The following is a 26212-nucleotide window of genomic DNA, read 5'->3' as shown; positions in this document are numbered from 1 at the left end:
TAGGGTTCAGAGTCGATTATAAACAAGTGTGAATCATTTGCATTACTCTTTCTCACTTGGCACCCTATTGGCGTTGTGACCATGGCCTGCATGGCCGTATCCCCTGGCAATCGCAATCGATAAGGAACCCCAAATGTCCAACAATATCCGCGCCAAGCTGTGGGTCGGCGTCGGTACCAGCGTTCTTCTGGGCACCAGCGCAGCTAGCTGGGCCGAAACCGGCGTCCCAGATGAGTTCACCCAAGGCCCCGACAACCTGCTGTTGGTTCACGCAGATCAAGGCGGCGAGGGAGGCGAAGCCGGCTATGCCCAAGAGGAAGGTGGGGAAGGCGGTGAGGCCGGCCACCACACTGAAGGCGGTGAAGGTGGTGAAGGCGGTGAAGGCGGTGAAGGCGGTGAAGGCGGTGAAGGCGGTGAAGGCGGTGAAGGCGGTGAAGGCGGTGAAGGCGGCACTGCAGCCGATCCCTATGCGGTCTTCACCTACCTGAACGCCTCGACTGGTGGTGAAGGTGGCGAAGGGGGTGAAGCCGGCCACGCCATCGACGCCAGCAACCCCGGTGTCTACTACACCAACCTGGCCATGATGAAGGGGCACCTGGCCGTCGCGCGTGAGCTCTATCAGGCCGGTGAGCAGACCGCCGCTCAGCCGCATTTCGGTCACCCCCTCCACGAGCACTACGAGCCTTTGGAGTCAGCCTTCGAGAACCGCGACGTTACGAATTTCGAGGGCACACTGGAGGCCCTGGTCGAACAGGCTCGTGAAGGAGGCGATTGGGGTGGCCATGCCGACGCCTACTCGGCGGCCATCGATGCCATCGATTCCGCCATGCAGGACGTCGAAGGCGAGCTACGCGAGGATGTGGCCTTCCAGAGCCGCGTCCAGCTGGCACTGCTTCGCCAGGCGCTGCACGAGTACGAGGAAGCCGTGGATGATGGTCAGTTCGTCAATGTACTCGAGTACCAGGACAGCCGCGGTTTCGTGCTCACCGCCAAGTCGCTGCTCGAAATGCAGTCTGACCTGTATGACGACGAGAGTTACAGCGAGCTGCTGGCGGCCTACGAAGACGCGCTGAAGGCCTGGCCATCCGCCGTGGCTCCCGAGGAGCCCGTAATGACCCTGGGTGAGCTCTCGGCCGCGATGTTCAAGCTGGAAGCGGAGCTCGGCGAGTACTGAGCCGAGGCCAATCGAAATAGGGGCCGACGCCCCAGAGGGAGGCCCGCCCCGACACTGTCGGGGCGGGCCTTTTCCTTTATTTACTCACGGCAGTCGTCGACCTAGCGCGACAGTCCGATATATGACGAGCTTCCCAATCGTTCCTAATCTGTACCCAGATAGGGCGGTCTCAATGACCAAGTGCAACACGTGACACATCAGCTGTCGGCCAGAAGCAGAAATTTAGGAAATACTGGTGTAATGCCTCAGCGAAGATGCGTTTGAGGCAGCCCAGGCATTTGCGGCAGCAAAAGTGGGCGACGGGTCGAAAATGTCCCCCTGGCTCAAATCCGGACATAAGAGAGCCAAAACAAGACCGGCGTTTTTTCGGAGTGGGGCCTGGTCCCTGGTCCGAGAAAACGCCGGTAAGCGTAGCGTCTGCTGAGTCACATCATCATCCTGCATCCCTGCCCCTGCGCCGGCCTTTGTGGGCCTTGCTCTCCTGCCTTGCCATTGCAGCCTAGCTCGGGGGGCTTCGGGATGCCATGCCTGCCCTGCCCACGCTCCAAGGGCCTCGATCAGTAGCGGCACTGAGGTTACGCGCTGGCTATAGTGATAGGGATGGACCGCCCTTCGCGCTCGGCTTGCCGCACCGGCAGGCAGCGCATTCGTGCCGGTCGCCAGCAGTGAGCTGGGCAGACCGGCGCACCTGGAGGATCACGAGATGAGTGGCATCCTGCGGGGCGGCGTCCTCGCCATCGGGCTTGCGGCGGCGGCCTTGCCGACCGCGCCCCTGGTGGCCGACGACACCGAGGCAATGATCGAGACGCTGCGCACCGCCATGCAGCGCTTCGAGGACATCAGCGTGGCCCTGGCGGAAGGCTATGTGCCGGATCCCTCCGGCGAATGCGTCAAGGCCGGTGCGCATGGCCTGCCACCGGAACTCGGGCACATGGGCATCCACTACCTGCGCCCCGACTTGCTGGGCCTCACCACCACCGAGCCCCGCGTGAACGGCAACGGTACCCATACCGACTTCATGACCCCCGCCATCCTGCTCTACGAACCCCAGGCGGACGGCGCCATGATGCTGGTGGGCATCGAGAACCTGGTGTTCGTGCGGGCCTGGCAGGAGGCCGGCCACAGTGAGCCGCCGAGCTTCCTGGGCCGCCGCTGGGACTACATGGCGGATGACCCGGCCATCCCCGGCGACCAGGCCCATGGCTTCGAGCCCCACTACGACCAGCATGTCTGGTTTCGCACCAATCCGAGCGGCAACCTGGCACCCTTCAACCCGGCGGTGAGCTGCGACCTGCGCACCCTATGAGCCGACAGGGGAGGCATGGCCGCCTCCCCTGCCCTTTCGCCCACGATGCCCCGCCGCTAGGGCCCGACGTCGACCCGATAGCCCAGCGCCGCGAGCCAGCGTTGCTGAGACGTGGTCAGCGCCAGGCCCGCCTCGTCGCCCTCCTCCGCTGAGTCCGCCAGCACCGCCACGCCGGCCTCGTCATCGGCGTACAGCAGGCGCTCGCCGCAGCGCCGGCACTGCCAGGCAGCCAGGCACCGGGCATCCGGCACCACCGCGAGCTCATCGGCGCCCTGGCCGAGCTGGATGGCCTCCTCGGGCCAGAGGCTCACGGGCTCATCCTCGGCATCCCGGGCGTGGCCGAGGGGGGCACCGCACACCAGCAGCGTGACGGCGCCGCAGCCGCAGGCGAGTTGCCCATAGGGTCCATTGCTCATGATTGGCTCCTCGGGAAGGGGGTGGCCACAGTGTGGCATCCGCAGGCGACCGTGCCGAACCGGGACCCGGCTTGGCCGGCGCCGCGCATGGCGTATGCTGGTGGCTCACACGGAGACCCAAGGAGCCCTGAGCATGATCGACGACACGGACATGACCCACCTGGAGCGCTGCGTGGCGCTGGCGGAGAAGGGCCTGGAGGCGGGCGACGAGCCGTTCGGTTCGGTGCTGGTGAGCGGCGACGGCGAGGTGCTGGCGGAGGACCACAACCATGTGGCCGGCGGGGATGCCACCCAGCATCCGGAGTTCTTCCTGGCACGCTGGGCGGCGGAGCACCTGACGCCCGAGCAGCGCGCCCGGGCCACGGTCTACACCTCGGGCGAGCACTGCCCCATGTGCGCAGCCGCCCACGGCTGGGTGGGCCTGGGGCGGATCGTCTACGCCAGCTCCACCCAGCAGCTCATCGGCTGGCTCGAGGAGATGGGCGTCGCCCCGGCGCCGGTGGCCCCGCTGCCGATTCGGCAGGTGGTGCCGGACGCGGTGGTCGAGGGGCCGGTGCCGGCCTTCGCCGAGCGGATCCGCGAGCTGCACCGCCGCCTGCACGGCGCCTGAGGCGCGCCGGCCTCAGCCGGTGATGCGCGCCTGCTCGATGAATGCCGCACAGCGCCGCTGGGCTGGCCGCTCGGCCAGGCCCGCCCAGTAGGCCTCGAACTCGGGGCGACGTGGCAGGGTGCCGAACTGCATGCCCCAGCCGATGTGCGAGCCCACGTAGACATCCGCCGCGCTGAAGGCGTCGCCGGCGATGAAGGGCCGGCCCGCCACGGCGCCGGCCAGGGTCTCCACCAGCGTCCAGTAGTCGCCGCAGCCCAGGCGCTGCGCCTGCTCCGGCGTGGGCACCACGCCCAGGTCATTGAGGGCGGTGGCGCTCTCCAGCGGCCCGGCGGCGAGGAACAGCCAGCGGTAGTAGTCGCCCCGGGCGGCGGTCGGCGGCGCCAGCTCCGCCTCGGGAAAGGCATCGGCCAGGTAGGCGCAGATCGCCGCGGACTCGGTCACCACGGTGTCGCCGTGGCGAATGGCAGGCACCTTGCCCAGCGGGTTGATGGCGAGGTACTCCGGCGACTTCATGGCGGCGCCGTACGCGATCGGCACCGTGCGGTAGTTGACGCCGAGCTCCTCGAGCATCCAGTGCACGATGCCACCCCGCGACAGCGGGTTGGTGTAGAACACCAGCTCCGCGGGCGCCGTCTCGTCCGAGGCACCCTCGGCCTTCCCTGGCGCACCCGGCTCGGCCAGCGCCGGCGGCGGCAGCGTCACCTCGGGCGGCAACACATAGCCCTCGCCGGGCGTGTTGACCACCTCGATGCCCACCGCGCGCAGCACGGCGACCTCCTGGTAGAGGGTGCGCAGCGAGACGCCCAGCGCCTCGGCAAGTTCCGGGCCGGGCATGGGCTCGCGGCGATGGCGCAGGAGGCGGATCAGCTCCTGCAGGCGGGTGGTACGGGTCATGCGGGCCTCCCGGCGCCCTGGGCGCGCGTCGAAACAACGTGGATCTGGCGCATCATGCCTGTCCTGCCCCGCCGGCACCAGAGATTCCCCCACAAGAAAGGCGGCGAGGTTGCCCCCGCCGCCTGCTCATGCCGTGCCGACTCCGGCTATTTCCAGGAAGGACCGCTCATGGCATCCGGCAGCCACATGGCCAGGGCCGGGAAGGCCAGGACCAGCCCCAGCACCACCAGTTGGGCGATGATGAAGGGCACCACGCCGGCATACATGTGGCGCAGCGTCACCTCGGGGGGCGTGATGGCCCTCAGGTAGAAGATCGCCGGCGCCAGCGGGGGCGTCAGGTAGCTGGTCTGCAGCACCACCAGGAACGCCACGCAGAACCAGATCTCGTCGAAGCCGAGCGCCCGGACGACAGGCATCGCCACCGGGATGATGATCAGCACCACCGAGATGAGGTCGAGGACGAAGCCGGCGATGAAGGTGATCAGCAGGATCAGCGCCAGGATCATCCAGGGTTCGAGTCCGGTGCCCATCAGCAGCGACTGCACGGTGGCCATGCCGCCGGCGGCGAAGAACACCCCGGCGAACATGCTGCCGCCCATCACGATCAGCAGGATCATGGCGGAGATGTTCATGGTGCGTATCGCCGCGTGCCAGAGCACCGTCAGGGTGAGGTTGCGGTAGGCCAGCGCCAGCACCACCGCCCCCAGGGCACCGCAGGCCGCGGCCTCCGTCGGCGTGGCCACCCCCATCAGGATGGTGCCCAGCACTACGAAGATCAGCGCCATGGTGGGCAGCAGCGCCACCAGCGTGATGCGCAACTTCTCGAACAGCGCGACCTCTTCGCTCTCCTTGATCCGGGGCGCCATCTCCGGCTTCAGGTAGGCCACGCCGATGATGTAGAGCAGGAAGAACAGCGCCATCAGGAAGCCCGGTAGCAGCAGTCCGCTGAACAGCGACCCTACCGAAACCCCGGCCACCGGGCCCAGCACCACCACCGTGATGGAGGGCGGTATGGCGGTGCCCAGCGAACCGCTGGCGCAGATGGTGCCGGAGAGCAGCCGCTTGTCGTAGTGGTGCTTGAGCATGACCGGCACTGCCAGCATGCCGATCACCGCCTCGGTGGCACCCACCACGCCGCTGGAGGCGGCGAACAGCGTCCCCATGATGATGGCGCCGACGCCCAGCCCGCCGGGCAGGCGTGTGGTCCAGAGATGGATGGCACCGAACAGGCGCTCGGCGATGCCGGAGCGCTCCAGCACCGCGCCCATGAAGATGAACAGCGGCACCGCCGCCAGGATGGAGTTGGAGGCGGTATCCTCGATCTTGGTGAGCAGCTGGTAGGCCGCGGCGTCGCCGAACTGCATGATGCCGAAGATCGTAGCCACCACGATCATGGAGAAGGCGATGGGGAAGCCGGCGATGATGAAGGCCATCAGCGCCGGGAACATCAGCAGGGCCAGGTAATCGCTCATGCCTCACCCTCCCCGTCCACCGGCCGCCCCGTCAGGATGGCGAGGGACTTGAGCAGCTCGGCCAGCACCTGCAGCGCCAGCAGCAGGAAGCCGACGAACCACACGGTGAACACCGGCCAGATCACCGGATTCCAGGCCGAGCGCCCCGAGCGCTCGTTGGACTCGAAGGCGGCCAGGGCATACTTCGACAGCTCCCAGACCAGCCACACCAGGATCGGCAGGAACAGCACGTAGCCCACCAGCCGCACCAGTGCATTGCTGCGCTGCCCCAGCTGCAGGCTGAGGATGTCCACGCTGACGTGCTGGCCGACGCGAAGCGCGTTCGCCATGCCCAGCATGAAGATGGCCCCCATCACCATGTAGCTGATCTCGAAGGCCCACATGGTAGGCCGACCCATCACATAGCGGCTGAACACCTCGTAGACCAGGGCGCCGATCAGGGGAAAGATCAGCACCGCACCGACCCAGCCGGCTCGGCGAGTCAGGCTCTCGATTAGGTTGATGACTCTCATGTCATGGATTCCCGTTGACCTTGCCCAGACAGCAGAGGAGAGGCCAGACGGCCTCTCCTCCTTGTTGCCAGCCGGTCGTGGCTCAGTTGTTGGCGCCGCCGATGGGCAGGCGGTACTCGGGCCAGCGGCTCATGGCCTCCTTGAAGCTGCGCTGGGACTCCAGCACGCGGGCGAACCACTCGTTCTCCTCGGCGTACTCGTTCTCCCAGGCCTCAGTCTCGTCATAGATGGCCTGGATGAAGGAGTCGTCGAGCTGGACCATCTCGTTGGGCCCGTCGATCAGCGCCTGGTAGGCGTCCAGGTCGGCGAAGGAGCTGGCCAGCCAGGAGTCGTAGACACTCAGCTTGCCGGCCACGCGCAGCAGGTCCTGCTGCTCCTCGCTCAGCCCGTCCCAGGCTTCCTGATTGACCTGGCACTCCAGGAAGCCACCGGACTGATGGACCCCCGGCAGGATCACGTACTGGGCCACTTCCTGGAAACCGGTGGGCCGGTTCATCTCGGGGCTGCCCCACTCGGCGGCATCGATCACGCCACGCTCCAGGGCGCTGTAGATCTCGCCGCCGGCCATCACCACGGTGGAGGCCCCGAGGCGAGAGGCGATCTCGGCCCAGGCACCGGAGGTGCGCAGACGCAGGCCCTGGAAGTCCTCGAGGGTCTGCACCTTCTTGTTGGAGTGCAGGAAGATCTCGGTGCCCAGGATGGAGCAGGGGAAGGCCACCACGTCGAATACCTCACGGCGGAACTGCTCATAGAGCTCCACGCCGCCGCCCTCGTACATCCACAGCATGAACTCCTCGGGCGTCAGGCCGCTGGAGTGCCCCGCCAGCAGCGCTGCGGTGGGGTCGGTGCCGTAGTCGTAGTTGATGTAGTTGTGGCTTACCTCGGCGACGCCGGATGTCACCGTGTTGGTAACACGCAGGGCCCCCCCCAGGGTGCCGCCCGGGAAGACCTCGATCTCGATCTCGCCACCGGTCAGCTGATTGACGTAGTTGGCGAAGGTCTCCGCATCACGCTCGAGCCAGGGGCCGCCACTCCACGGCGTTGCCATCTTCCAGCTCTCGGCGGCCTCGGCCATCGCGGAACCGGTCGCCAGACCGGCGGCCAGACCCACGGAAAGGGCGATTCGCGTCATCTTGTACATTTTTTTGTCTCCCAATGATCCATGTCGGTGCAACGAGCATGCGTCGATACGCACAGGGTGCCGCCTATACCTTACTGCCTGCGTCCCCGGGAATTTTGCCCAGAGTGAGCGGTATTGTGCCGAGACTGGCAAGTTCAGGCGGCAGAATATCGACAAACCCGCCAACTATATGCAAATCAGGGGCCAACGGCCTCCCCACCATTGTCGAATGGGATTTCCCTGCGCCCTGCCGGCGCGAAACGCCGGAGCCGCACAAACAGGAAAGGCGGCGGGGTTGCCCCCGCCACCTGTCACGGCGACTCACCGAAAACGCTAGCTATCAGATCTCGAAGCCTAGCCCGAAGTCCTCGGCGCCGATCGCCATCAGCGGCTCGGCGCCGGCCTCGATGGCGGCCTTGTGGGCCCGGGTGCGCGGCACCAGGCGCTGGTAGAAGAAGCGTGCGGTGTCGAGCTTGGCGCGGTAGAAGGCGGCCTCCCCGCTGCCTTCGGCCAGCGCCGCCCAGGCCTGCTTGGCGGCGCGGGCGAACAGATAGGCGAGGGTCACGTAGCCCGAGTACATCAGGTAGTCGACGCTGGCCGCGCCCACCTCCTCGCGGTCGCTCATGGCCTTCATGCCGATGGCCATGGTCACCTCGCCCCACTCCTGGTTGAGCCTGGCCAGCGGGCGCACGAACTCGGCGAGCTCAGCGTTGCCCTCCTCGGCCTGGCAGAACTTGTGGATCTCCCTGGTGAACACCTTGAGGCTCTCGCCCTGGCTCATCAGCACCTTGCGGCCCAGCAGGTCGAGGGCCTGGATGCCGGTGGTGCCCTCGTAGAGACGGGTGATGCGCGCGTCGCGCACCAGCTGCTCCATGCCCCACTCGCGGATAAAGCCGTGCCCACCAAATACTTGTACCCCTTCATTCGTCGCCTCGAAGCCCGCCTCGGTGAGGAACGCCTTGACGATGGGGGTCAGCAGGCCGAGCAGGGTCTCGGCGCGCGCCTTCTCGGCGGCGTCCGTGCCGTGCTCGACGATGTCGATCATCTGGGCGGTGTAGAGCGTCAGCATCCGGCCGCCCTCGGCGAAGGCCTTCTGGGTCAGCAGCATGCGGCGCACGTCCGGGTGGACGATGATCGGGTCGGCGGCCTTCTCCGGCGCCTTGGGGCCGGAAAGGGCACGCATCTGCAGGCGGTCGCGGGCGTAGGCCAGGGCGTTCTGGAAGCTCGCCTCGGTGAGGCCCAGGCCCTGGATGCCGACGCCGATGCGCGCGGCGTTCATCATGGTGAACATGCAGGCCAGCCCCTTGTTGGGGGCGCCCACCAGGAAGCCCTTGGCCGCGTCGAAGTTCATCACGCAGGTGGCGTTGCCGTGGATGCCCATCTTGTGCTCCAGCGAACCGCACACCACGCCGTTGCGCTCGCCAGGATCACCCGCTTCAGTGGGAAGATACTTCGGCACCACGAACAGCGAGATGCCCTTGGAGCCCTCGGGGGCATCGGGCAGCTTGGCCAGCACGAGGTGCACGATGTTCTCGGCCAGGTCGTGCTCGCCCGCGGAGATAAAGATCTTGGTCCCGGTGATCTCATAGGCCCCGTCGGCGGTGGGTACCGCACGAGTCTTGATCAGGCCGAGGTCAGTGCCGCAGTGGGGCTCGGTGAGGCACATGGTGCCGGTCCAGGTGCCCTCCACCAGCTTGGTCAGGTAGGTGGCCTGCTGCGCCTCGGTACCGTGGTGACGCAGGGCATCGGCGGCGCCGTGGGAGAGCCCCGGGTACATGCCCCAGGCCAGGTTGGTGGCGCAGATCATCTCGTTGAGCACCATGGCAAGCGAATGCGGCAAGCCCTGGCCGCCATGCTCGGGCTCGGCGGCCAGGCTCGGCCAGCCGCCCTCCACGTACTGGGCATAGGCGGCCTTGAAGCCCTTCGGCGCCTTCACCTCGCCGCCTTCCAGCAGGCAGCCCTCCTCGTCACCGCTCTGGTTGAGCGGTAGCAGCACCTCGCGGGCGAACCGCGCACCCTCCTCCAGGATGGCGGCGACCACGTCGGGACTCGCCTCCTCGCCGCCGGGCAGGCGGGCGTAGTGGGCCGGGTAGTCCAGCAGCTCGTCCATGACGAAGCGGATATCGCGCAGGGGGGCCTGATAGTCGGGCATCTCGAACTCTCCACAATCGATGGCGCCGGTGACCGGGCGCAGCAAGGCGGCGGCGGCCGCTTTCAAACACGTGTTTGAAATTACGCCCGAGAGGTTTGGGAGTCAAGCGTTCGTTTTACCCGCAGCGCCGAGCTACAAGCTGCAAGTCACAAGGGGTGGCCCGCATCCGCAGAACAAAAAAGGAGCAAGCCAAGGGGGTTCCTTGCGGCTTGCTCCTGGTGGCTTGCGGCTGCCCGAAGGGCGTTACTGCATGCGAATCCCGCCGTCCAGGCGGATCACCTCGCCGTTGAGCATGGGGTTGGTGATGATCTGCTCCGCCAGGCGGGCATACTCGTCGGGCCTGCCGAGCCGCTTGGGGAAGGGCACGGCGGCGGCCAGCGCCTGGGCGGCCTCGTCGGGGATCTCGCTCATCATCGGGGTCTCGAAGACCCCGGGGGCGATGGCCATCACCCGCACGCCGTGGCGCGAGAGCTCTCGGGCCGCGGGCAGGCTCATGCCCACCACCCCGGCCTTGGAGGCGCTGTAGGCGCACTGCCCCACCTGCCCGTCCATGGCGGCGATGGAGGCGGTGTTGATGATCACCCCGCGCTCGCCGTCCTCGCCCGGGGCATTCTTCGCCATGGCGGCGGCGGCCAGGCGCATGACGTTGAAGGTGCCCACCAGGTTGATCTGGATGGTGCGGTTGTAGGCCTCGAGGTCGGCGGGGTTGCCCTCGCGGTCGACCAGCTTGGCCACGCTGACCACGCCGGCGCAATGCACCACACCGGCGAGGCCGCGCTCGCCACCGAGGGCGACGGCCGCATCGACGGCGGCCTGGATGTCGTCACCCGAGGTGACGTCACCGCGCACCGCCCGGGCGGCATCGCCCAGGCGCTCGGCGTGGGCCTCCACGGCCTCGGAGAGGTCGCAGAGCACCACCCGGCCGCCGGCGGCGACCAGCCGCTCGGCGGTGGCCGCGCCCAGCCCGGAGGCGGCGCCGGTGATCAGAAAGGTATGGTCCTTGACGTGCATATCGGGGTCCTTGGGTTACTTTGCGGGCGCCGCGTCGGCCTTGTCCACGGCGTCGGCGCGCAGCTTGAAGCGCTGGATCTTGCCGCTCGGGGTCTTGGGCAGCTCCTCGACGAACTCGATCACCCGCGGGAATGCGTGGGTGGAGAGGCGCTCGCGCACCTGCTGGCGGATCTCGTCGGCCAGCTCATCGCTTGCCTCATAGCCGGCGCGCAGCACCACGTAGGACTTGATGATCTCGCCGCGGATCTCGTCAGGCTGGCCCACGGCGGCGGATTCGGCCACCGCCGGGTGGGTCATCACGCTGTTCTCCACGTCGGTGGGCCCCACGCGGTAGCCGGCGGTGGTGATGATGTCGTCGTCACGGCCGGCGAACTGGAAGGTGCCGTCCTCGTTGCGGATCACCACGTCGCCGGTCAGGTAGTAGCCCTCGGCGAAGGGGTGCTTCTCCTGCCAGGTGTAGCCGGCGAAGAAGTGCGCCGGGGAGTTCTCGATGTCCACCGCCAGCACGCCCGGCTGGCCCGGGGGCAGCTCGTTGTACTCGGCGTCGAGGATCGCCAGGCGGTAGCCCGGCATCGGCACGCCCATGGCGCCGACGTGCTTGGGATGGTCCAGGGCGTGGTGGTTGTTGCAGGTCATGCCGGTCTCGGTCTGGCCATAGTGGTCCATGACCGGACAGCCCAGGGAGCGCTCCACCCAGGTGACCACCTCTGTGTTGAGCGGCTCGCCGGCGGAGCTCGCCGCGCGCAGCTCGAGGGTCTGGTGGGCGTCGTCGAACAGGCCGGAGGCCTTCATCAGGCGGTAGGCGGTGGGCGCGGCGGCGAAGTTGGTGATGCGGTGGCGTTTCATGAAGGCCAGCGCCCCTTCGGCGCTGAAGCCCGCCTCGCAGAAGTGGGTGGTCACGCCCAGCAGCAGCGGCCCGGCGATGGCGTAGTAGAGGCCGTAGGCCCAGCCCGGGTCGGCCATGTTCCAGAAACGGTCGGTGTCGCGCAGGTCGACGGCCAGCTCCATGTAGAGGGCGAAGGCCGGCATGGCGGCCAGCGGCACCGCCACGCCCTTGGGCTTGCCCACGGTGCCGGAGGTAAACATCTGCAGGAAGGGGGCGTCGCGGGAAAGGCGCGGCGGTGCGGCCTCGATGGGCGCATGGGCCAGGGCATCGGCCCAGTCCAGGTCGTCGCCATGGTCGGCGCTGGGGCCGCCCACCGCCAGCACCGGCGGGCACTGGGAGAGGCCGTCGAACTTGAAGCGGTTGGCGTGATCGGTGATCACCAGCTTGGTGTCGGCGCGCCCCAGGCGATAGTCCACGGCGTCGGGGCCGAAGGCGGTGAACAGGGGCTGGTAGACGGCGCCAATGCGCCAGGTGGCCAGGATCGCCACCAGCAGCTGCGGCGAGCGCGGCAGCATGCAGGCGATGCGGTCGCCAACGCCGAGGCCGCGTTCGGCGAACCAGCCGGCGAGCCGGGCGCTCTCGGCCTCGAGCTCGGCGTAGGTCATCCGGTTGACGTTGCCCTGGGAGTCCTCCTGGACCAGGGCCAGCACCTCGCCGCGGCCGGCGCGCAGGTGGCGACCGCAGCAGGACTCGAAGGCGTTGGCCTTGCCGTCCTGGTGGTCGTCCAGGCGAGCGATGACGTCATCGATGGAGAAACGCTCCAGATAGTCGCGGTAGGCGGGCAGGCTGGTTGGCGTGCTCATGGGCGGGTCCTCTCTGGCCAGTTGTGGTTGTTGTAGCGTGGGTGTCGTGGCGTCACTGCACCGGTGGCTGCGGTAGATTGCAGTTGACGTAAGCGTTAACCTAACAAGCGCTTGGTCCAAGCTAGCGAGTCACGTCGCACAGGGCAAGGCCGGAGGGAGGAGAAACGACTAGACGTTGGTCGAGAGGCGCCGGCTCAGGCGGCCGGCGCGGTGCGGGTGATCATGGCGACCAGCTCGTCGGCGAGCTCGTCGGGGCTGCGGGGGCCGTCGGGATCGTACCAGCGCACCGTCCAGTTGAGCGCCCCCATCACGAAGCGCGAGACCAGGAAGCGGTCCCCGTGGATCACCCCTTCGGCCAGGGCCGCGTCGATCACCTCCTCCCACAGCGCCTCGTAGGCGTCGCGCAGGTGGCTGAGGTGGGCGCGTGCCTCGGGGTCCAGGCGGCGCCACTCGTAGAGCGCCACCACGTGGGCGTTGCGGTCGGTCAGCAGGGTCTCCAGGTGGGCACGCGCCATGGCGTGCAACCGGGCCAGCGGGCTGCTGTCACAGCGAGCAAGCGCCTCGCGCGCGATCACCAGGGCGTTCTGGGTGCCCTCCTCGATCACCGCCGCGAGGATCTCCTGCTTGTCGCGGAAATGGTGGAAGAGGCTGCCGGACTTGATGCCCATCTCCTGGGCCAGCATGCGCACCGTGGTGCGATCGAAGCCCTCCTGGACGAACAGCTGGGCGGCCAGGCGGGTCAGTTCCTTGCGACGCGGGGAGGCATTCATTACATTCATCGGCAGTCACACTAGCGCTTGCTTGGTTGACCCCGAGAAAACCATAGCCCCGCGGACGGGTCAACGCGGTGCGGGGCCCGAGGGCCCAACGACGCTCGCCGCGACCACTGCCACGACCATTCCCAGGACCACTGGCATCACAATCACAACGGAGGCCTCGCCATGAGCCACGCCAACGATATCGTCTTCCTCTCTGCCGCGCGCACCCCCATGGGCGGCATGCTCGGCAGCCTTTCCAGCCTGACCGCCCCCGAGCTCGGCGCGGTGGCCATCCGCGCCGCCATCGAGCGCGCCGGCATCGGTGCCGACAGCATCGACGAGGGCATCATGGGCTGCGTGCTGCCCGCCGGGGTCAAGCAGGGCCCGGCCCGCCAGGCGATGCGCCAAGCCGGCATCCCCGATGCCATCGGCGCCACCACCATCAACAAGCTGTGCGGCTCGGGCATGAAGGCCACCATGCTGGCCCACGACCTGATCCGCGCCGGCAGCGGCGAGGTGATGCTGGCCGGCGGCATGGAGTCCATGTCCAACGCGCCCCATGTGCTGACCAAGGCGCGCGCCGGCTACCGCCTGGGCCATGGCGAGCTCAAGGACCACATGTTCCTGGACGGCCTGGAGGACGCCGAGACCGGCAAGCTGATGGGCGTCTTCGCCCAGGACATCGCCAGCGCCCGGGACTACAGCCGCGAACGCCTGGACGACTTCGCTATCGCCTCGCTCGAGCGCGCCATGGCGGCCACCGAGGCCGGCCAGCTGGACGCCGAGATGGCCCCGGTCACCATTAGCGACCGCAAGGGCGAGCACGTCGTCGACCACGACGAGCAGCCCTTCCAGGCCCGTCTCGACAAGATCCGCTCGCTGCGGCCCGCCTTCGCCAAGGAGGGCACCATCACCGCGGCCAACTCCAGTTCCATCTCCGACGGCGCCTCGGCGCTGATCCTGGCAAGCGCCTCCGCCGCCGAGCGCCTGGGTGCCAAGCCGCTGGCGCGCATGCTCGGCCACAGCACCCACTCCCAGCACCCCAGCGAGTTCACCATCGCCCCGGTGGGCGCCATCGAAAAGCTGCTCAAGCAGCTGGACTGGACGGTGGACGACGTCGACCTGTTCGAGATCAACGAGGCCTTCGCGGTGGTCACCCTGCTGGCCATGGACGGGCTCGACATCCCCCACGACAAGGTCAACGTGTTCGGCGGCGCCTGCGCCCAGGGCCATCCCATCGGCTCCACCGGTTCGCGGATCATCGCCACCCTGATCCACGCCCTGCGCACCAAGGGCGGCAAGCGCGGCATCGCCAGCCTGTGCATCGGCGGCGGCGAGGCCACCGCGGTGGCGGTCGAGCTCATCGACTGATGCAGGCCCTGACCCTCGAGACCCCGGCGGGCGGCCTCCATGTCGCCCGCTGGCGGCCCCAGGCGCCAGGGACTCGGTCGCCAAGGACTCAGTCGCCAAGGACTCGGTCGCCAAGGCCCCAGGCCAGCCCCATCGTGCTGCTGCATGACTCGCTGGGCTGCATCGCCCTGTGGCGCGACTTCCCGGCGTTGCTGGCCGAGGCCAGCGGCCGCGAGGTGATCGCCTACGACCGGCTCGGCTACGGCGAGTCGGCGCCCTACCCCGGCCCCCAGCCGGCCACCTTCGTCGCCGACGAGGCCAGCGGCGGCTTCGCCACGCTGCGCGAGGGGCTCGCGCTCGAACGTTTCGTGCTGCTGGGGCACAGCGTGGGCGGCGGCATGGCGGTCGAGATCGCCGGCCGACATGCCGAGGCCTGCGAGGCGCTGGTGACGGTGGCGGCCCAGGCCACCATCGAGCCGCTAACCCTGGCCGGCATCCGCGAGGCGGAGGCGGCCTTCGCCGAGCCCGGCGCGATGAGGCGGCTCGCGCGCTACCACGGCGACAAGGCCGAGTGGGTGCTGAGAAGCTGGGTCGACAACTGGCACTCCGAGGCCTTCGACGGCTGGACCCTCGACGACGCCCTGACCCGGGTGCGCTGTCCGACCCTGGCGATCCACGGCGAGCATGACGAGTACGGCTCACTAGCCCAGCCGCGGCGCATCGCGTCCAGGACCCCGGGGCCAGCCGAGCCGCGGCTGCTGCCCTGTGGCCATGTGCCCCACCGCGAGTGCCCGGAGGTGCTCGCCGACATCGTGGCGGAGTTCCTGGCCGTCAGGGACTGACGACGATCCCCTCTCCCGGGGCCTTCCCGTTTCTCTCACCCTGCTATCCTGCCGATGGCCAGGCACTGCGGATGGCCAAGCCTTGCGGATGGCCGTAAAATATACGGAATTACATATATTTCTGGACAGAGGTTCTGGTCATGGCCACACATCGACACACCCCTTCACCCAGCCCCACGGAGGGCATGGGGCTCTTCGAGCGCTTCCTCTCGGTGTGGGTGGCACTGGCCATCGTCGCCGGGGTGCTGCTCGGCCAGTTCGCCCCGGCGATCCCCGAGACGCTCTCGCGCTTCGAAGTCGCCCAGGTGTCGATCCCGGTGGCGGTGCTGATCTGGGCGATGATCTTCCCGATGATGGCGCAGATCGACTTCACCGCCGTGCTGGGCGTGCGCCGCCAGCCCAGGGGGCTTCTCATCACCACCACCGTGAACTGGTTGGTCAAGCCCTTCACCATGTTCGCCATCGCCTGGTTCTTCCTGACGGTGGTATTCGCCCCCTTGATTCCCGCCGAGCGCGCCAGCCAGTACCTGGCCGGAGCTATCCTGCTGGGCGCGGCCCCCTGCACCGCCATGGTCTTCGTGTGGAGCTACCTGACCCGCGGCGATGCCGCCTACACCCTGGTGCAGGTCGCTCTCAACGACCTGATCATGCTGTTCGCCTTCGCGCCCATCGTGGTGTTCCTGCTCGGCGTCTCCAACATCCCGGTGCCCTGGGACACCGTGGCGCTGTCGGTCTTGCTATATATCGTCATCCCGCTCACCGCGGGATATCTGACCCGGCGCATCCTGATCGCCCGCCACGGCAGCGAGTGGTACGACAACGTCTTCATGAAGAGGGTGGGGCCGGTCACGCCCACCGGGCTGATCATCACCCTGGTGCTGCTGTTCGCCTTCCAGGGCGAGGTGATCCTCGAGGCGCCGCTGCATATCGTGCTGATCGCCATCCCGCTGATCATTCAGACCTTCCTGATCTTCTTCATCGCCTACGGCTGGGCCAAGGCGTGGAAGGTGCCCCACAACGTGGCCGCCCCCGGGGCGATGATCGGCGCCAGCAACTTCTTCGAACTGGCCGTGGCCGCGGCCATCGCCCTGTTCGGCCTGCAATCCGGTGCGGCCCTGGCCACGGTGGTAGGCGTGCTGGTGGAGGTCCCGCTGATGCTGGCGCTGGTGCGCATCGCCAACCGGACCCGGCACCACTTCCCCGAGGCCAGGGGCTGAGCCATGGCCATCGAGGTCAGCGAGCGCGCCCGGGAGTGGCTGCGAAAGAAGGGTGGCGTGGCCACGGTGCGACTCTCTCCCCGCCATGGCTGCTGCGGCGGCGGGGCCGATATCGCGGTGGCCGAGGCCAGGGCGCCGGGCGAGCCGGCATGCTATACACGCGTCGAGTTCGAGGGACTGGTGCTCTATATCGACCCGACGCTGGTGGATCAGGGGCTGAGGCTGGATGTGGAAGGCTTCCTTGGCCTCCGGCATCTCTTCGTGGACGGCGTCGCGTTGTCGAGATAGCCCTCCCCCGCCGCTTGCGCCGCGGCACCTTCCCGGTGAGGATCAAGGCATGACTGCGACCCTGCTGCGGCGCTTCCCGCTGCTGACCATCGTGTTGGCCCAGCTGTTCGGTACCTCGCTGTGGTTCTCCGTCAACGGCGTGGGGCTCTCGCTCTCCCGTGACCTGGGCTTCTCCGAGGCGGACCTCGGCCGGCTGACCCTCACCGTGCAGGCGGGCTTCATCGCCGGCACCCTGTTCATCGCCACCACGGGGCTTGCCGACCGTTTCCGCGCCAGCCGCATCTTCGCCGCCGCCTGCCTGGCCGGCGCCCTGGCCAACTCTGGCTTCGTGCTGGTGGCCGACCACTGGCCCCTGGCGATCACCCTGCGCCTGCTGACCGGGCTCTGCCTGGCCGGCATCTACCCGCTGGGCATGAAGCTCGTCATCGGCTGGACGCCCAAGCACACCGGGGCGGCACTGGCCTGGCTGGTCGGCATGCTGACCCTGGGTACCGCCCTGCCCCACCTGCTGCGCGGCGCCAGCCTGGGCCTGCCCTGGGAGTGGCCGCTGCTGGGCGCCTCCTGCCTGGCGCTGGCCGGTGGCGCCCTGATCCTGGCCCTGGGCGATGGCCCGCACCTGCCGCCCTCGAGCGGGAAGGCGCGCCTGCTCGACGGGCTGGCGGCGCTGCGCGAGGCACGTTTCCGTGCCGTGGCCGGGGGCTACTTCGGCCACTGCTGGGAACTCTATGCGCTGTGGACGCTGACGCCCTTCCTGGTGGCCCGCGAGGTGACACGCCTCGGCGCCTCACCGGACTGGATCCCGTGGCTGGCGTTCGGCGTCATCGCCCTGGGCTTCCTGGGCTGCGTGGGCGGCGGTGCGCTGAGCCGTCGGCGCGGCAGCCTGTGGGTGGCGCGCCGGGCGCTGGCCGCCTCGGGGCTGATCTGCCTGGCCTACCCGCTGGTAACCTGGCTGCCGCCGACGCTGCTGCTCGCCCTGCTGGCGCTGTGGGGGCTTTCCGTGATCGCCGACTCGCCGCAGTTCTCGGCCCTGGCCGCGGCCAGCGCCCCGCGCGAGCGGATCGGGGCGACCCTGGCGGTGATGAATGCCGTGGGCTTCGCCCTGACCATCCCCGCTATCTCGCTTACCACCACCCTGTGGGAGCTGGAGGGGGCCTGGGTGCTGTGGTGGCTGCTGCCGGGGCCGGTGCTGGGCCTGTGGGCGATGCACCGCCTGCCCGCCGAACACCTCGCAACGACCGCGACCGGCACCGCCAAGGATTGATGCCGGTCAAGGCGAAGACGTGTCACGCTGGGAAACATACGAACAGCCATATATCCTGACAATGCCCCTGTCGACGCGCCACCGCGAGGCTTCCGATGCCGAGTTCGCCCTCCCCGCACGACGCCGCTCCTGCCCGCCTGCTGACCCTGGCCCGGGAGAATCCCGACCAGCTGCGCTGGATCGCCGCCGTGGTGGGCATCTTCCTGCTGATCTACTTCCTGCCCGCCGGCACGTCGCGCTTCGACAACGCCGTGCTGGAGGGCATCCGGCTGACCCACTGGTACGCCCAGGAGCATGTGATCCTGTGCCTGCTGCCGGCCTTCCTGATTGCCGGCGCCATGGCCGCCTACCTGAGCCAGGGGGCGGTGATGCGCTACCTGGGCCCGGCGGCCCCCAAGCCGGTGGCCTTCGGCATGGCATCAATTTCGGGAATGCTACTGGCGGTCTGCTCCTGCACCGTGCTGCCGCTGTTCGGTGGCATCTACAGGCGCGGCGCCGGCCTGGGACCGGCGGTGGCCTTCCTCTACTCGGGCCCGGCGATTAACGTCATGGCGGTGGTGGTCACCGCCAAGGTGCTGGGCCTGGAACTGGGCCTGGCACGGGCCATCGGCGCCATCCTCTTCGGGGTGGTGATCGGGGTGATCATGCACCTGCTCTATCGCCGCGAGGAGCTGGTCCGCAGCCAGCAGACGGCTCGCGGCTTCGCCGCCGACGACGACGGACGCCCGCTGGGCCAGGTGGTGGCCTTCTTCGGCCTGATGGTGGGCATCCTGGTGTTCGCCAACTGGGCCGCCGCCGACAGCCCCACCTGGATGGCGATCCACGCCTGGAAGTGGCAGATCACCGCGGTGCTCGGCGGGCTCTTCGCCCTGCTGCTGATGCGCCGCTGGGGCTGGCCGCTGCGCCAGGTGGCGCTGCTGACCGGCGCCGTGGTGCTGGCCGCCCTGCTGGTACCCGGGGTGCCGGAGCTGGCCTTCGCGGTGGGCATCGTCGGCATCATGCTGATCGCCACCCTGCGCGAGGACGACCGCGAGTGGGCCGAACAGAGCTGGGACTTCACCAAGCAGATCATGCCGCTGCTGCTGGCCGGGGTGTTCATCGCCGGACTGCTGCTGGGGCGTCCCGACGAGGAGGGCCTGATCCCCTCCGAGTGGGTGGTGCTGGCGGTGGGCGACAACGGCTTCCAGTCCACCTTCCTGGCCTCGCTGCTGGGCGGCTTCATGTACTTCTCGACCCTCACCGAGGTGCCCATCGTTCAGGGCCTGATCGGCAATGGCATGGGCAAGGGGCCGGCCCTGGCGCTGCTGCTGGCCGGCCCCGCGCTCTCGCTGCCCAACATGCTGGTGATCCGCACCATCATGGGCACCCAGAAGACCCTGGTCTATTGCGCGCTGGTGGTGGTCATGGCGACCTTCACCGGCTACCTCTATGGCCAGCTATGGCCCTGACTCGGGTCATTCCCTGACACGACCCTCCCACAGGAGCGCACCATGAAACTGAGTATCTACGGCAAGGGCTGCAGGAAGTGCGAGCAGCTCACCGCCAACGCCCGCGAGGCCGCCGAGGCACTGGGCCTCACGGTGGAGATCGAGAAGGTCACCGACATGAACGCCATCATCGACAAGGGCGTGATGCGCACCCCGGCGCTGGGCGTCGACGGCGAGGTGGTGATCGAGGGCAAGATGGCCAGCGCCGCGGAGATCCAGGCGCTGCTCGAGCCCTGATCAGCCTCGAGCCCTGATCAACAGAGCGCTGCGCGACGCTCCGGGCGGTTGCCCATGCCCGCCAGGCGGGCCTGGAGTGTGGCGAGGCCGGACGACTGCCCCTCGGCCGCGGCTTCCAGGGCCGCCATGGCCCACTCGGGCAGCGCCGGCGCCAGGCCGTAGTAGACCCACTGGCCCTCGCGGCGGTCGTTGAGCAGCCCGCAGTTGCGCAGCTGGGCGAGATGGCGCGAGACCTTGGGCTGGGAGGCCTCCAGGGCGTGGGTCATCTCGCAGACACACAGCTCGCCCTCGCGAAGGATCAGCAGGGTCAGCATCAGGCGCGTCTCGTCACTCAGGCACTTGAACAGGCGCAACGGGTCCAGCGACATCGAGGGTTCCTTATCGAGGTTCTCGGTCATTCTACGCCACGGACCGTGACAAGTTCAGGCCCGGGCGGCCAAGGGAACTGCGAATCACAACACCGCTCAAGGCTTTCCCGGCGACAGGCCTCCGAGGGGGCGCTGTGAACCCTTCCCTGGGCGCTACCGATGCCATCCCTGGCATAGGACCCCCTCTACGGCCTATCCCCGGCGCCTTTCGCTATCGCAACTTGTCTAGTTGCTATCGTACTACCGGGCTTCTCGCGGCAGCGCCAGTGCCATCAGGGCGCTGGCCGCCACCAGCGCCGCCGAGATCCACAGGCAGGCGGAAAGCCCGTACACCTGGTAGACCCAGCCCGAGAGCAGCGTCCCGGCGAGGCGCCCCATGGCGTTGGCCATGTAGTAGAAGCCCACGTCCATGGAGACGCCGTCGGCCCGGGCGTAGTGGACGATCAGGTAGCTGTGCCAGCTGGAGTTGATGGCGAACAGCACGCCGAAGGCCAGCAGGCCCACCACCAGCCAGCCCACCTCGGCCAGGGGCAACAGGGCCAGGAGTGCCGGCAGGCCGGCCAGTGCCAGCGCCCAGAAGGCCGTGACACCTCGCGCCCCGCCCTTGACCAGGCCGGTGAGGCGCGGCACCTGGGTCTGCACCCCGCCGTAGCCGATCACCCAGAGCGCCAGCAGGCCGCCCACCGTCCAGTGGCTCCAGCCATGCTGGTCATACAGGAACACCGGCAGGGCCACCACGAACCAGACGTCCCGGGAGGCGAACAGGCAGAGCCGGGCGGCCGAGAGCACGTTGATCGCCCTTGAGGCGGAGAACACCTCGGAAAACTTCGGCTTGCGCTTCTGGCGACCTAGGTCGGCCTTGAGGCGCACCAGCGACATCGTAAGCACCGCGGCGAGCATCAACGCCATCAGACCTACCGCGCCCTGGAAGCCGACCAGCGTCAGCAGCAGGCCGCCGAGGAAGAAGCCGGCGCCCTTGAGCGCATTCTTGGAGCCGGTAAGGATCGCCACCCAGCGGTAGAGTGAGCTCTGGGCACTGGCGCTCTCCTTCGGCACTAGCACCTTCACCGCGCTCTTGGCGCTCATCTTGTTGAGGTCCTTGGCGATCCCCGAGAGCGCCTGGGCGGCCATCACCCAGGGCACGGACAGCGCCGCGGCCGGCACCAGCAGCATGGAAAGCGCCAGGATCTGCAGCGCCAGGCCGGCGTTCATGGTGCGATTCAGACCCAGCCGGGCGCCCAGCCAGCCCCCCACCAGGTTGGTGACCACACCGAAGGCCTCGTAGAAGAGGAACAGCATGGCCACTTCCAAGGGCGAGTAGCCCAGCTGGTGGAAGTGCAGCACCACCAACATGCGCAGGGCGCCATCGGTAAGGGTGAAGGCCCAGTAGTTGCCGGTGATCAGCAGGTACTGACGCACCTCGAAGGGCAGCGCCTTGAGTCGGGTTGCCAAGCGCTCAGCCATTCCCCACCTGCTCGTTCCCCACCTTGAGCGCCAGCTCGGCGGTGCGGTTGGCGTAGCCCCACTCGTTGTCATACCAGGCGTAGAGCTTGAGCTGGGTGCCATTCACCACCATCGTCGAGAGCGCATCGATGATCGAGCTGCGCGGGTCTGTGCGGTAGTCGATGGAGACCAGGGGGCGCTCTTCATAGCCGAGGATGCCGGCGAGCTCGCCCTCGGCGGCGGCCTTGAGCGCCGCGTTGACCTCCTCCACCGTGACCTCGCGCGCAAGCTCGAAGACCATGTCGGTGAGCGAGGCGTTGGCCAGCGGCACGCGGATGGCATGACCGTTCAGCTTGCCCGTAAGCTCCGGGAAGATGGCGGTGATCGCCTTCGCGGAGCCGGTGGTGGTGGGGATCAGGCTCATGCCGCAGGCGCGTGAACGGCGGAGATCCGGCTTCTGTGGAGAGCTGGGGGCGTCGAGGATGACCTGGGTGTTGGTGATGTCGTGCACGGTGGTCATGGCGCCGTGGCGGATGCCGAAGGTCTCATGGATCACCTTGACCACCGGCGCCAGGCAGTTGGTAGTGCAGCTCGCCGCGGTGACGATCCGATGAAAGTCGGCGTCGTAGCGATCGTCGTTGACGCCTACCACCACGTTAAGCACGCCCTCCTCCTTCACCGGCGCGCTGACCACCACCCGCTCGACGCCCTGGTCGAGGTAGGCCTGAAGCTTTTCCTTGGTCTTCATCTTGCCGGAGCACTCGATGGCGACCCGGCAGCCGGACCAGTCGCCCTCCTCCAGGCTCTTGCAGACGCTGAAGGCGATACGACGACCGTCGATGACGATGGCGTCAGCCTCGGCGGCGATGCCCTGCCCCGGGCTCCAGTGGCCGTGCACCGAGTCGAACTCCAGCAGGTGGGCGAAGGTGGCGGCATCGCCACCCGGGTCGTTGATGCGTACCAGTTCCACTTCGCCGGCCTCGACGCGAGGCCAGAGGCTGCGCACTACCAGGCGGCCGATGCGTCCGAAGCCGTTGATACCGATGGACAGGGCCATGGTCGTCTCCCATCACGTTTTAATATCTGGAATTCCATATATAAACGGACCCGATGTCAATCCGATGACAGCCGGCCACTGCTCGACCGACCCAGACGACGACGGGGAGGCCGAAGCCTCCCCGTCGTCTTGCCCACTGGCGACAGCGGATCAGCCGTAACGGCCGGTGATGTAGTCCTCGGCCTTCTTGGTGGCCGGGTTGGAAAACATCGTCTTGGTATCGTTGTACTCGACGATCTCGCCCAGGTGGAAGAAGGCGGTGTAGTCCGCCACCCGTGCCGCCTGCTGCATGTTGTGGGTCACCGTGATGATGGTGAACTGCTCCTTCAAGCGGTCCATCAGGTCCTCGATGGTGGCGGTGGAGATCGGGTCCAGCGCCGAGGTGGGCTCGTCCATCAGGATCACGTCGGGCTGCACGGCGATGGCCCGGGCGATGCACAGGCGCTGCTGCTGGCCGCCGGAGAGCGAGGTGCCGGGCTGGTGCAGCTTGTCCTTGACCTCCTCCCACAGGCCGGCATCGCGCAGGGCCTTCTCCACCAGCTCGTCCTGCTCCGGCTTGCGGCTCACCAGGTCGTGCATGCGCGGCGCATAGGCGATGTTCTCGTAGATCGACTTGGGGAAGGGATTGGGCTTCTGGAACACCATCCCCACGCGGCGGCGCAGCGCCACCTCGTCCATCTTCACCTGGTTGACGTCATGGCCGTCCATCTCCACCAGCCCCTCGATGCGCACGCTCGGGATCAGGTCGTTCATGCGGTTGAGGCAGCGCAGGAAGGTCGACTTGCCACAGCCGGAGGGGCCGATCAGTGCAGTGACGTTCTTCTGGAAGAGGTCGATGTTGAGCCCCTTGAGCGCCTGGCTCTCGCCGTACCAGAGGTTGAGGTCGCGCACGCGGATGCTCAGCTCGTGGCAGGCGTCGGCGTTGCGGGTGTGGGGCTGGCCCACCGCCGGCGTCGGCTGTGAGGTATGACGGGGAGCGGCTTGGATATTCATGTCGGTGTTCTCCATGGCGCGCCGGCTTACCAGCGACGCTCGAATTTCTTGCGCAGGATGACGGCGGTGGCGTTGAGGAAGATCAGGATCGCCAGCAGCACCAGGATGCCGCCCGCGGTCTTCTCGACGAACGCCTTCTCGGGCTCTCCTGCCCAGGTGAAGACCTGCGCCGGCAGCACGGTGGCGGCCTCGGTAAAGGAGGCCGAGACGTCGGGGATGAAGGCCACCATGCCGACGATGATCAGCGGTGCGGTCTCGCCCATGGCCTGGGCCAGGCCGATGATGGAGCCGGTCATGATGCCGGGCATGGCCAGCGGCAGCACGTGATCGCGCACCACTTGCCAGCGCGAGCAGCCCACCCCGAAGGCGGCGTGGCGGATGGAGTCCGGCACGCTGCGCAGCGCCGTGCGGGTGGCGATGATGATCACCGGCAGGGTCATCAGCGCCAGGGTCATGCCGCCCACCAGCGGCGAGGAGCGCGGCACCCCGAAGAAGTTGATGAAGATCGCCAGGCCCAGCAGGCCGAACAGGATCGAGGGGATCGCCGCCAGGTTGTTGATGTTGATCTCGATCAGCTGGGTGAAGCGGTTGTCCGGCGCGAACTCCTCCAGGTAGACCGCCGTCATCACCCCGATGGGGAAGGCGATGGCCAGCGTCACCAGCATGGTCATCACCGTGCCCACCGCCGCGGAGAGGATCCCCGAGGCCTCGGGCATCTTGGAGTCACCGGTGGTGAAGAAGGTGGTGTTGAACTTCAGCGCCACGCGCCCCTCGGCGGCCAGCTCGTCGACCAGCGCCTGCTGGGCCTCGTTCAGCTTGTGGCGATGCCCCTTGAGGTACTGGTCGACCTCGCCGTCGGCCAGCACCCAGCGGGTCTCGGTGGTGCCCAGCAGCTCGGGATTCTCGCGCATCTGCACGGGGATCATGCGCTCGAAGGTACGGCTGACCAGGCGCGACACATCGCGGTCCAGGGCGGCGCGCCCCATGCGTTGGGCGTCCTCGTTGTAGTCGATCTCCACCTGGATCTGCGCCTGCTGGAAGGCCGGCAGGCCCTTGCCCAGCATGTCGGAGAAGAACCACAGGAGGAACAGGCCGGCCAGACCCAGGGCGCCCATGGAGATCCACTTCAGCCGCGCCGAGCGGCGGTGGCGCTTCTTCAGCTGGGCGCTGATCTCGTCGAAGGTTTGACTCATCTCGGCGATTCCTCGGCGTTACAGGTTGTTGACGCGATACTTCTCGCGGAAGCGACGGATCATCAGCACCGAGACCAGGTTCAGGCTCAGGGTGACGGCGAAGAGCACCAGCCCCAGGGCGAAGGCGGAGAGGGTCTCGGCGCTCTCGAACTCCAGGTCGCCGGTGAGCGCGGCGACGATACGCACCGTCACCGTGGTCATGTCCTCGAGCGGGTTGGCGGTGAGGTTGGGGCGCATGCCCGCCGCCATCACCACGATCATGGTCTCGCCCAGGGCGCGGGAGACCGCCAGCAGCGAGGCGGAGATGATGCCCGGCAGTGCCGCGGGCAGGACCACGTCGCGGATGGTCTCGCCCTTGGTCATGCCCAGCGCCAGGGAGCCCTGGCGCATGCTGTCCGGCACCGAGTTGATGACGTCGTCGGAGAGCGAGGAGATGAAGGGGATGATCATGATGCCCATCACGATCCCCGGCGCCACGGCGTTGTTGAAGGCGGCGTCCAGCCCGAAGAAGTTGGCGATGGCGACGATGATCGGCGCCACGGTGATGGCGGCGAAGAAGCCATAGACCACGGTGGGGATGCCGGCCAGCACCTCGAGGGTCGGCTTGGCCAGGGTGCGCACTCTGGCGGGCGCGAACTCGGCCATGTAGATGGCCGCCAGCAGGCCGATGGGGATGGCCACCAGCATGGCGATGGCGGTGATCATGAAGGTGCCGGCGAACAGCGGCACCGAGCCGAACTGGGCGGCGCTGGCGCCCTCCTCGGCGCGGCCGGCGGCGGCCAGGAAGCTGGCGCCGGGATTCCACACCGTGCCGGTGATGAACTCCCAGAAGCTGTGCATCTGGAAGAAGCGCAGCGCCTCGAAGACGATGGAGATCAGGATGCCGAAGGTGGTGAGGATGGAGATCAGGGCCGCGGCCTTGAGTATCCAGCGGATCACCCGTTCGATCGCCTTGCGGGCGTGGAAGTCGGGCCTCACCTGGCGCATGCCCACCAGCAGGCCGATGGCGGCCACCACCAGGCTGCCGGCCAGCAGGTAGAGGGTGGGAATCTCCGCCCCCAGCAGCAGCATCAGGAAGGCGCCTACCGCGCCCACGGTGATCGCCGGCCCGGCGGTGGCCAGGACCGCGAACCAGGCGTACTGGTCCGGCTGTGCGTGCATGGCCGTGCCGCCGGCGCGCACCCGCGCGGCCTTGGCACGGCCCAGGAAGAAGGCTATCAGACCCAGCAGCAGCAACACGCCGCTGAACAGTGAAAGGAGTTGGTCGGTCTGCATAGGGCTCTCTCGATGGCTTTCATCGACAGCCTGGCTGTCGCAACGTGCAGCGGCCGGCAGCCGTGGGCTGCCGGCCGGGTCAGGCGT

The 26212-nt window shown here is 67.9% G+C and carries 25 protein-coding genes; 10 read left to right on the top strand and 15 right to left on the bottom strand.

Annotated elements, in window-relative coordinates; translation table 11 throughout:
* Positions 1 to 133 precede the first annotated feature (133 nt).
* Positions 134 to 1174, top strand: a complete 1041-nt coding sequence (locus BLP95_RS16875; protein WP_176760264.1) for a hypothetical protein — start codon at positions 134 to 136, stop codon at positions 1172 to 1174.
* Positions 1175 to 1877: 703 nt separating this feature from the next.
* Complete coding sequence (locus tag BLP95_RS09215) at positions 1878 to 2480, top strand: hypothetical protein (RefSeq protein ID WP_218118531.1); 603 nt, start codon at positions 1878 to 1880, stop codon at positions 2478 to 2480.
* Between the two features lie 56 nt (positions 2481 to 2536).
* Here BLP95_RS09215 and BLP95_RS09210 read toward each other — a convergent pair whose 3' ends face one another.
* Positions 2537 to 2896: a hypothetical protein gene (locus BLP95_RS09210; RefSeq protein ID WP_089678479.1), complete on the bottom strand. Its 360-nt coding sequence runs from the start codon at positions 2894 to 2896 to the stop codon at positions 2537 to 2539.
* 133 nt (positions 2897 to 3029) lie between these two features.
* On the opposite strand from BLP95_RS09210, the gene BLP95_RS09205 reads away from it, so the two are divergent.
* On the top strand, positions 3030 to 3506 hold the full coding sequence (locus BLP95_RS09205; RefSeq protein ID WP_089678478.1) for a nucleoside deaminase: 477 nt from the start codon (positions 3030 to 3032) through the stop codon (positions 3504 to 3506).
* A gap of 12 nt (positions 3507 to 3518) precedes the next feature.
* Here the strand turns inward: BLP95_RS09205 and BLP95_RS09200 are convergent, their stop codons facing one another.
* The 8 genes from BLP95_RS09200 to BLP95_RS09165 all read right to left on the bottom strand — a co-directional run bounded on the left by BLP95_RS09200 (position 3519) and on the right by BLP95_RS09165 (position 13126).
* Positions 3519 to 4400 (bottom strand): glutathione S-transferase N-terminal domain-containing protein, encoded by an 882-nt coding sequence (locus BLP95_RS09200; RefSeq protein ID WP_089678476.1) that lies wholly within the window; start codon positions 4398 to 4400, stop codon positions 3519 to 3521.
* Positions 4401 to 4546: 146 nt separating this feature from the next.
* On the bottom strand, positions 4547 to 5872 hold the full coding sequence (locus BLP95_RS09195) for a TRAP transporter large permease (protein WP_089678475.1): 1326 nt from the start codon (positions 5870 to 5872) through the stop codon (positions 4547 to 4549).
* Positions 5869 to 6384: a TRAP transporter small permease subunit gene (locus tag BLP95_RS09190; protein ID WP_089678473.1), complete on the bottom strand. Its 516-nt coding sequence runs from the start codon at positions 6382 to 6384 to the stop codon at positions 5869 to 5871. Before BLP95_RS09190 ends, BLP95_RS09195 begins: the two co-directional genes overlap by 4 nt.
* Positions 6385 to 6466: 82 nt before the next feature.
* Entirely contained in the window at positions 6467 to 7525 is a 1059-nt protein-coding gene (locus BLP95_RS09185; protein WP_089678470.1) for a type 2 periplasmic-binding domain-containing protein, read from the bottom strand.
* Between the two features lie 319 nt (positions 7526 to 7844).
* Entirely contained in the window at positions 7845 to 9656 is a 1812-nt protein-coding gene (locus BLP95_RS09180) for an acyl-CoA dehydrogenase C-terminal domain-containing protein (RefSeq protein ID WP_089678468.1), read from the bottom strand.
* A 243-nt stretch (positions 9657 to 9899) separates the two neighbouring features.
* The gene (locus BLP95_RS09175) at positions 9900 to 10667 is read right to left on the bottom strand and encodes an SDR family NAD(P)-dependent oxidoreductase (RefSeq protein ID WP_089678466.1); all 768 of its coding nucleotides are present in this window, start codon (positions 10665 to 10667) and stop codon (positions 9900 to 9902) included.
* A 15-nt stretch (positions 10668 to 10682) separates the two neighbouring features.
* The gene (locus BLP95_RS09170; RefSeq protein ID WP_089678464.1) at positions 10683 to 12356 is read right to left on the bottom strand and encodes an AMP-binding protein; all 1674 of its coding nucleotides are present in this window, start codon (positions 12354 to 12356) and stop codon (positions 10683 to 10685) included.
* Between the two features lie 194 nt (positions 12357 to 12550).
* On the bottom strand, positions 12551 to 13126 hold the full coding sequence (locus BLP95_RS09165) for a TetR/AcrR family transcriptional regulator (protein WP_089678463.1): 576 nt from the start codon (positions 13124 to 13126) through the stop codon (positions 12551 to 12553).
* Between the two features lie 171 nt (positions 13127 to 13297).
* Between BLP95_RS09165 and BLP95_RS09160 the strand changes: the two genes are divergently transcribed.
* From BLP95_RS09160 to BLP95_RS09130, 7 genes are all read left to right on the top strand, one after another.
* A complete protein-coding gene (locus BLP95_RS09160) occupies positions 13298 to 14485 on the top strand; it encodes an acetyl-CoA C-acyltransferase (protein WP_089678461.1) in 1188 nt (395 codons plus the stop codon).
* Between the two features lie 134 nt (positions 14486 to 14619).
* Entirely contained in the window at positions 14620 to 15306 is a 687-nt protein-coding gene (locus tag BLP95_RS09155; RefSeq protein ID WP_245678723.1) for an alpha/beta fold hydrolase, read from the top strand.
* Between the two features lie 140 nt (positions 15307 to 15446).
* The gene (gene arsB, locus BLP95_RS09150; protein WP_245678722.1) at positions 15447 to 16523 is read left to right on the top strand and encodes an ACR3 family arsenite efflux transporter; all 1077 of its coding nucleotides are present in this window, start codon (positions 15447 to 15449) and stop codon (positions 16521 to 16523) included.
* Positions 16524 to 16526: 3 nt separating this feature from the next.
* Positions 16527 to 16811, top strand: a complete 285-nt coding sequence (locus BLP95_RS09145; RefSeq protein WP_089678456.1) for a CC/Se motif family (seleno)protein — start codon at positions 16527 to 16529, stop codon at positions 16809 to 16811.
* A gap of 49 nt (positions 16812 to 16860) precedes the next feature.
* The gene (locus BLP95_RS09140; protein WP_089678454.1) at positions 16861 to 18072 is read left to right on the top strand and encodes an MFS transporter; all 1212 of its coding nucleotides are present in this window, start codon (positions 16861 to 16863) and stop codon (positions 18070 to 18072) included.
* A 95-nt stretch (positions 18073 to 18167) separates the two neighbouring features.
* Positions 18168 to 19520 carry a permease gene (locus BLP95_RS09135; protein ID WP_089678452.1) on the top strand — a complete coding sequence of 451 codons (1353 nt, stop codon included), beginning with the start codon at positions 18168 to 18170 and terminating at the stop codon, positions 19518 to 19520.
* Positions 19521 to 19562: 42 nt separating this feature from the next.
* Positions 19563 to 19796 (top strand): thioredoxin family protein, encoded by a 234-nt coding sequence (locus BLP95_RS09130; RefSeq protein WP_089678450.1) that lies wholly within the window; start codon positions 19563 to 19565, stop codon positions 19794 to 19796.
* Positions 19797 to 19813: 17 nt separating this feature from the next.
* On the opposite strand, the gene BLP95_RS09125 is transcribed toward BLP95_RS09130, so the two are convergent.
* From BLP95_RS09125 to pstC, 6 genes are all read right to left on the bottom strand, one after another.
* A complete protein-coding gene (locus BLP95_RS09125) occupies positions 19814 to 20164 on the bottom strand; it encodes a metalloregulator ArsR/SmtB family transcription factor (RefSeq protein WP_023005982.1) in 351 nt (116 codons plus the stop codon).
* A gap of 240 nt (positions 20165 to 20404) precedes the next feature.
* Complete coding sequence (arsJ, locus tag BLP95_RS09120; RefSeq protein WP_089678448.1) at positions 20405 to 21628, bottom strand: organoarsenical effux MFS transporter ArsJ; 1224 nt, start codon at positions 21626 to 21628, stop codon at positions 20405 to 20407.
* Positions 21621 to 22664, bottom strand: a complete 1044-nt coding sequence (locus BLP95_RS09115; RefSeq protein WP_023005984.1) for an ArsJ-associated glyceraldehyde-3-phosphate dehydrogenase — start codon at positions 22662 to 22664, stop codon at positions 21621 to 21623. Before BLP95_RS09115 ends, arsJ begins: the two co-directional genes overlap by 8 nt.
* Positions 22665 to 22814: 150 nt before the next feature.
* On the bottom strand, positions 22815 to 23657 hold the full coding sequence (pstB, locus tag BLP95_RS09110; RefSeq protein WP_031218130.1) for a phosphate ABC transporter ATP-binding protein PstB: 843 nt from the start codon (positions 23655 to 23657) through the stop codon (positions 22815 to 22817).
* A gap of 26 nt (positions 23658 to 23683) precedes the next feature.
* Complete coding sequence (pstA, locus tag BLP95_RS09105; RefSeq protein ID WP_089678446.1) at positions 23684 to 24850, bottom strand: phosphate ABC transporter permease PstA; 1167 nt, start codon at positions 24848 to 24850, stop codon at positions 23684 to 23686.
* Between the two features lie 18 nt (positions 24851 to 24868).
* Positions 24869 to 26125, bottom strand: coding sequence for a phosphate ABC transporter permease subunit PstC (gene pstC / locus BLP95_RS09100; protein ID WP_089678443.1), 1257 nt, complete (start codon positions 26123 to 26125; stop codon positions 24869 to 24871).
* Positions 26126 to 26212 lie beyond the last annotated feature (87 nt).

The organism is Halomonas shengliensis, from assembly GCF_900104135.1.
In the GTDB taxonomy this organism is placed as follows: Bacteria; Pseudomonadota; Gammaproteobacteria; order Pseudomonadales; family Halomonadaceae; genus Halomonas; species Halomonas shengliensis.
The sequence above is the reverse complement of the archived record's forward strand: the minus strand, read 5'-3'. Positions and strand labels throughout refer to the sequence as shown.

Bases quoted from the DNA above. Each gene is read 5' to 3' on its own strand.
- BLP95_RS09190 (WP_089678473.1), bottom strand. From the start codon at position 6,384: ATGAGAGTCATCAACCTAATCGAGAGCCTGACTCGCCGAGCCGGCTGG.
- BLP95_RS09115 (WP_023005984.1), bottom strand. From the start codon at position 22,664: ATGGCCCTGTCCATCGGTATCAACGGCTTCGGACGCATCGGCCGCCTG.
- BLP95_RS09205 (WP_089678478.1), top strand. From the start codon at position 3,030: ATGATCGACGACACGGACATGACCCACCTGGAGCGCTGCGTGGCGCTG.
- BLP95_RS09215 (WP_218118531.1), top strand. From the start codon at position 1,878: ATGAGTGGCATCCTGCGGGGCGGCGTCCTCGCCATCGGGCTTGCGGCG.
- BLP95_RS09195 (WP_089678475.1), bottom strand. From the start codon at position 5,872: ATGAGCGATTACCTGGCCCTGCTGATGTTCCCGGCGCTGATGGCCTTC.
- pstC (WP_089678443.1), bottom strand. From the start codon at position 26,125: ATGCAGACCGACCAACTCCTTTCACTGTTCAGCGGCGTGTTGCTGCTG.
- BLP95_RS09135 (WP_089678452.1), top strand. From the start codon at position 18,168: ATGCCGAGTTCGCCCTCCCCGCACGACGCCGCTCCTGCCCGCCTGCTG.
- BLP95_RS09160 (WP_089678461.1), top strand. From the start codon at position 13,298: ATGAGCCACGCCAACGATATCGTCTTCCTCTCTGCCGCGCGCACCCCC.
- BLP95_RS09140 (WP_089678454.1), top strand. From the start codon at position 16,861: ATGACTGCGACCCTGCTGCGGCGCTTCCCGCTGCTGACCATCGTGTTG.
- BLP95_RS09125 (WP_023005982.1), bottom strand. From the start codon at position 20,164: ATGTCGCTGGACCCGTTGCGCCTGTTCAAGTGCCTGAGTGACGAGACG.
- BLP95_RS16875 (WP_176760264.1), top strand. From the start codon at position 134: ATGTCCAACAATATCCGCGCCAAGCTGTGGGTCGGCGTCGGTACCAGC.
- BLP95_RS09170 (WP_089678464.1), bottom strand. From the start codon at position 12,356: ATGAGCACGCCAACCAGCCTGCCCGCCTACCGCGACTATCTGGAGCGT.
- pstB (WP_031218130.1), bottom strand. From the start codon at position 23,657: ATGAATATCCAAGCCGCTCCCCGTCATACCTCACAGCCGACGCCGGCG.
- BLP95_RS09165 (WP_089678463.1), bottom strand. From the start codon at position 13,126: ATGAATGCCTCCCCGCGTCGCAAGGAACTGACCCGCCTGGCCGCCCAG.
- BLP95_RS09145 (WP_089678456.1), top strand. From the start codon at position 16,527: ATGGCCATCGAGGTCAGCGAGCGCGCCCGGGAGTGGCTGCGAAAGAAG.
- BLP95_RS09130 (WP_089678450.1), top strand. From the start codon at position 19,563: ATGAAACTGAGTATCTACGGCAAGGGCTGCAGGAAGTGCGAGCAGCTC.
- BLP95_RS09185 (WP_089678470.1), bottom strand. From the start codon at position 7,525: ATGTACAAGATGACGCGAATCGCCCTTTCCGTGGGTCTGGCCGCCGGT.
- arsJ (WP_089678448.1), bottom strand. From the start codon at position 21,628: ATGGCTGAGCGCTTGGCAACCCGACTCAAGGCGCTGCCCTTCGAGGTG.
- pstA (WP_089678446.1), bottom strand. From the start codon at position 24,850: ATGAGTCAAACCTTCGACGAGATCAGCGCCCAGCTGAAGAAGCGCCAC.
- arsB (WP_245678722.1), top strand. From the start codon at position 15,447: ATGGCCACACATCGACACACCCCTTCACCCAGCCCCACGGAGGGCATG.
- BLP95_RS09200 (WP_089678476.1), bottom strand. From the start codon at position 4,400: ATGACCCGTACCACCCGCCTGCAGGAGCTGATCCGCCTCCTGCGCCAT.
- BLP95_RS09180 (WP_089678468.1), bottom strand. From the start codon at position 9,656: ATGCCCGACTATCAGGCCCCCCTGCGCGATATCCGCTTCGTCATGGAC.
- BLP95_RS09175 (WP_089678466.1), bottom strand. From the start codon at position 10,667: ATGCACGTCAAGGACCATACCTTTCTGATCACCGGCGCCGCCTCCGGG.
- BLP95_RS09210 (WP_089678479.1), bottom strand. From the start codon at position 2,896: ATGAGCAATGGACCCTATGGGCAACTCGCCTGCGGCTGCGGCGCCGTC.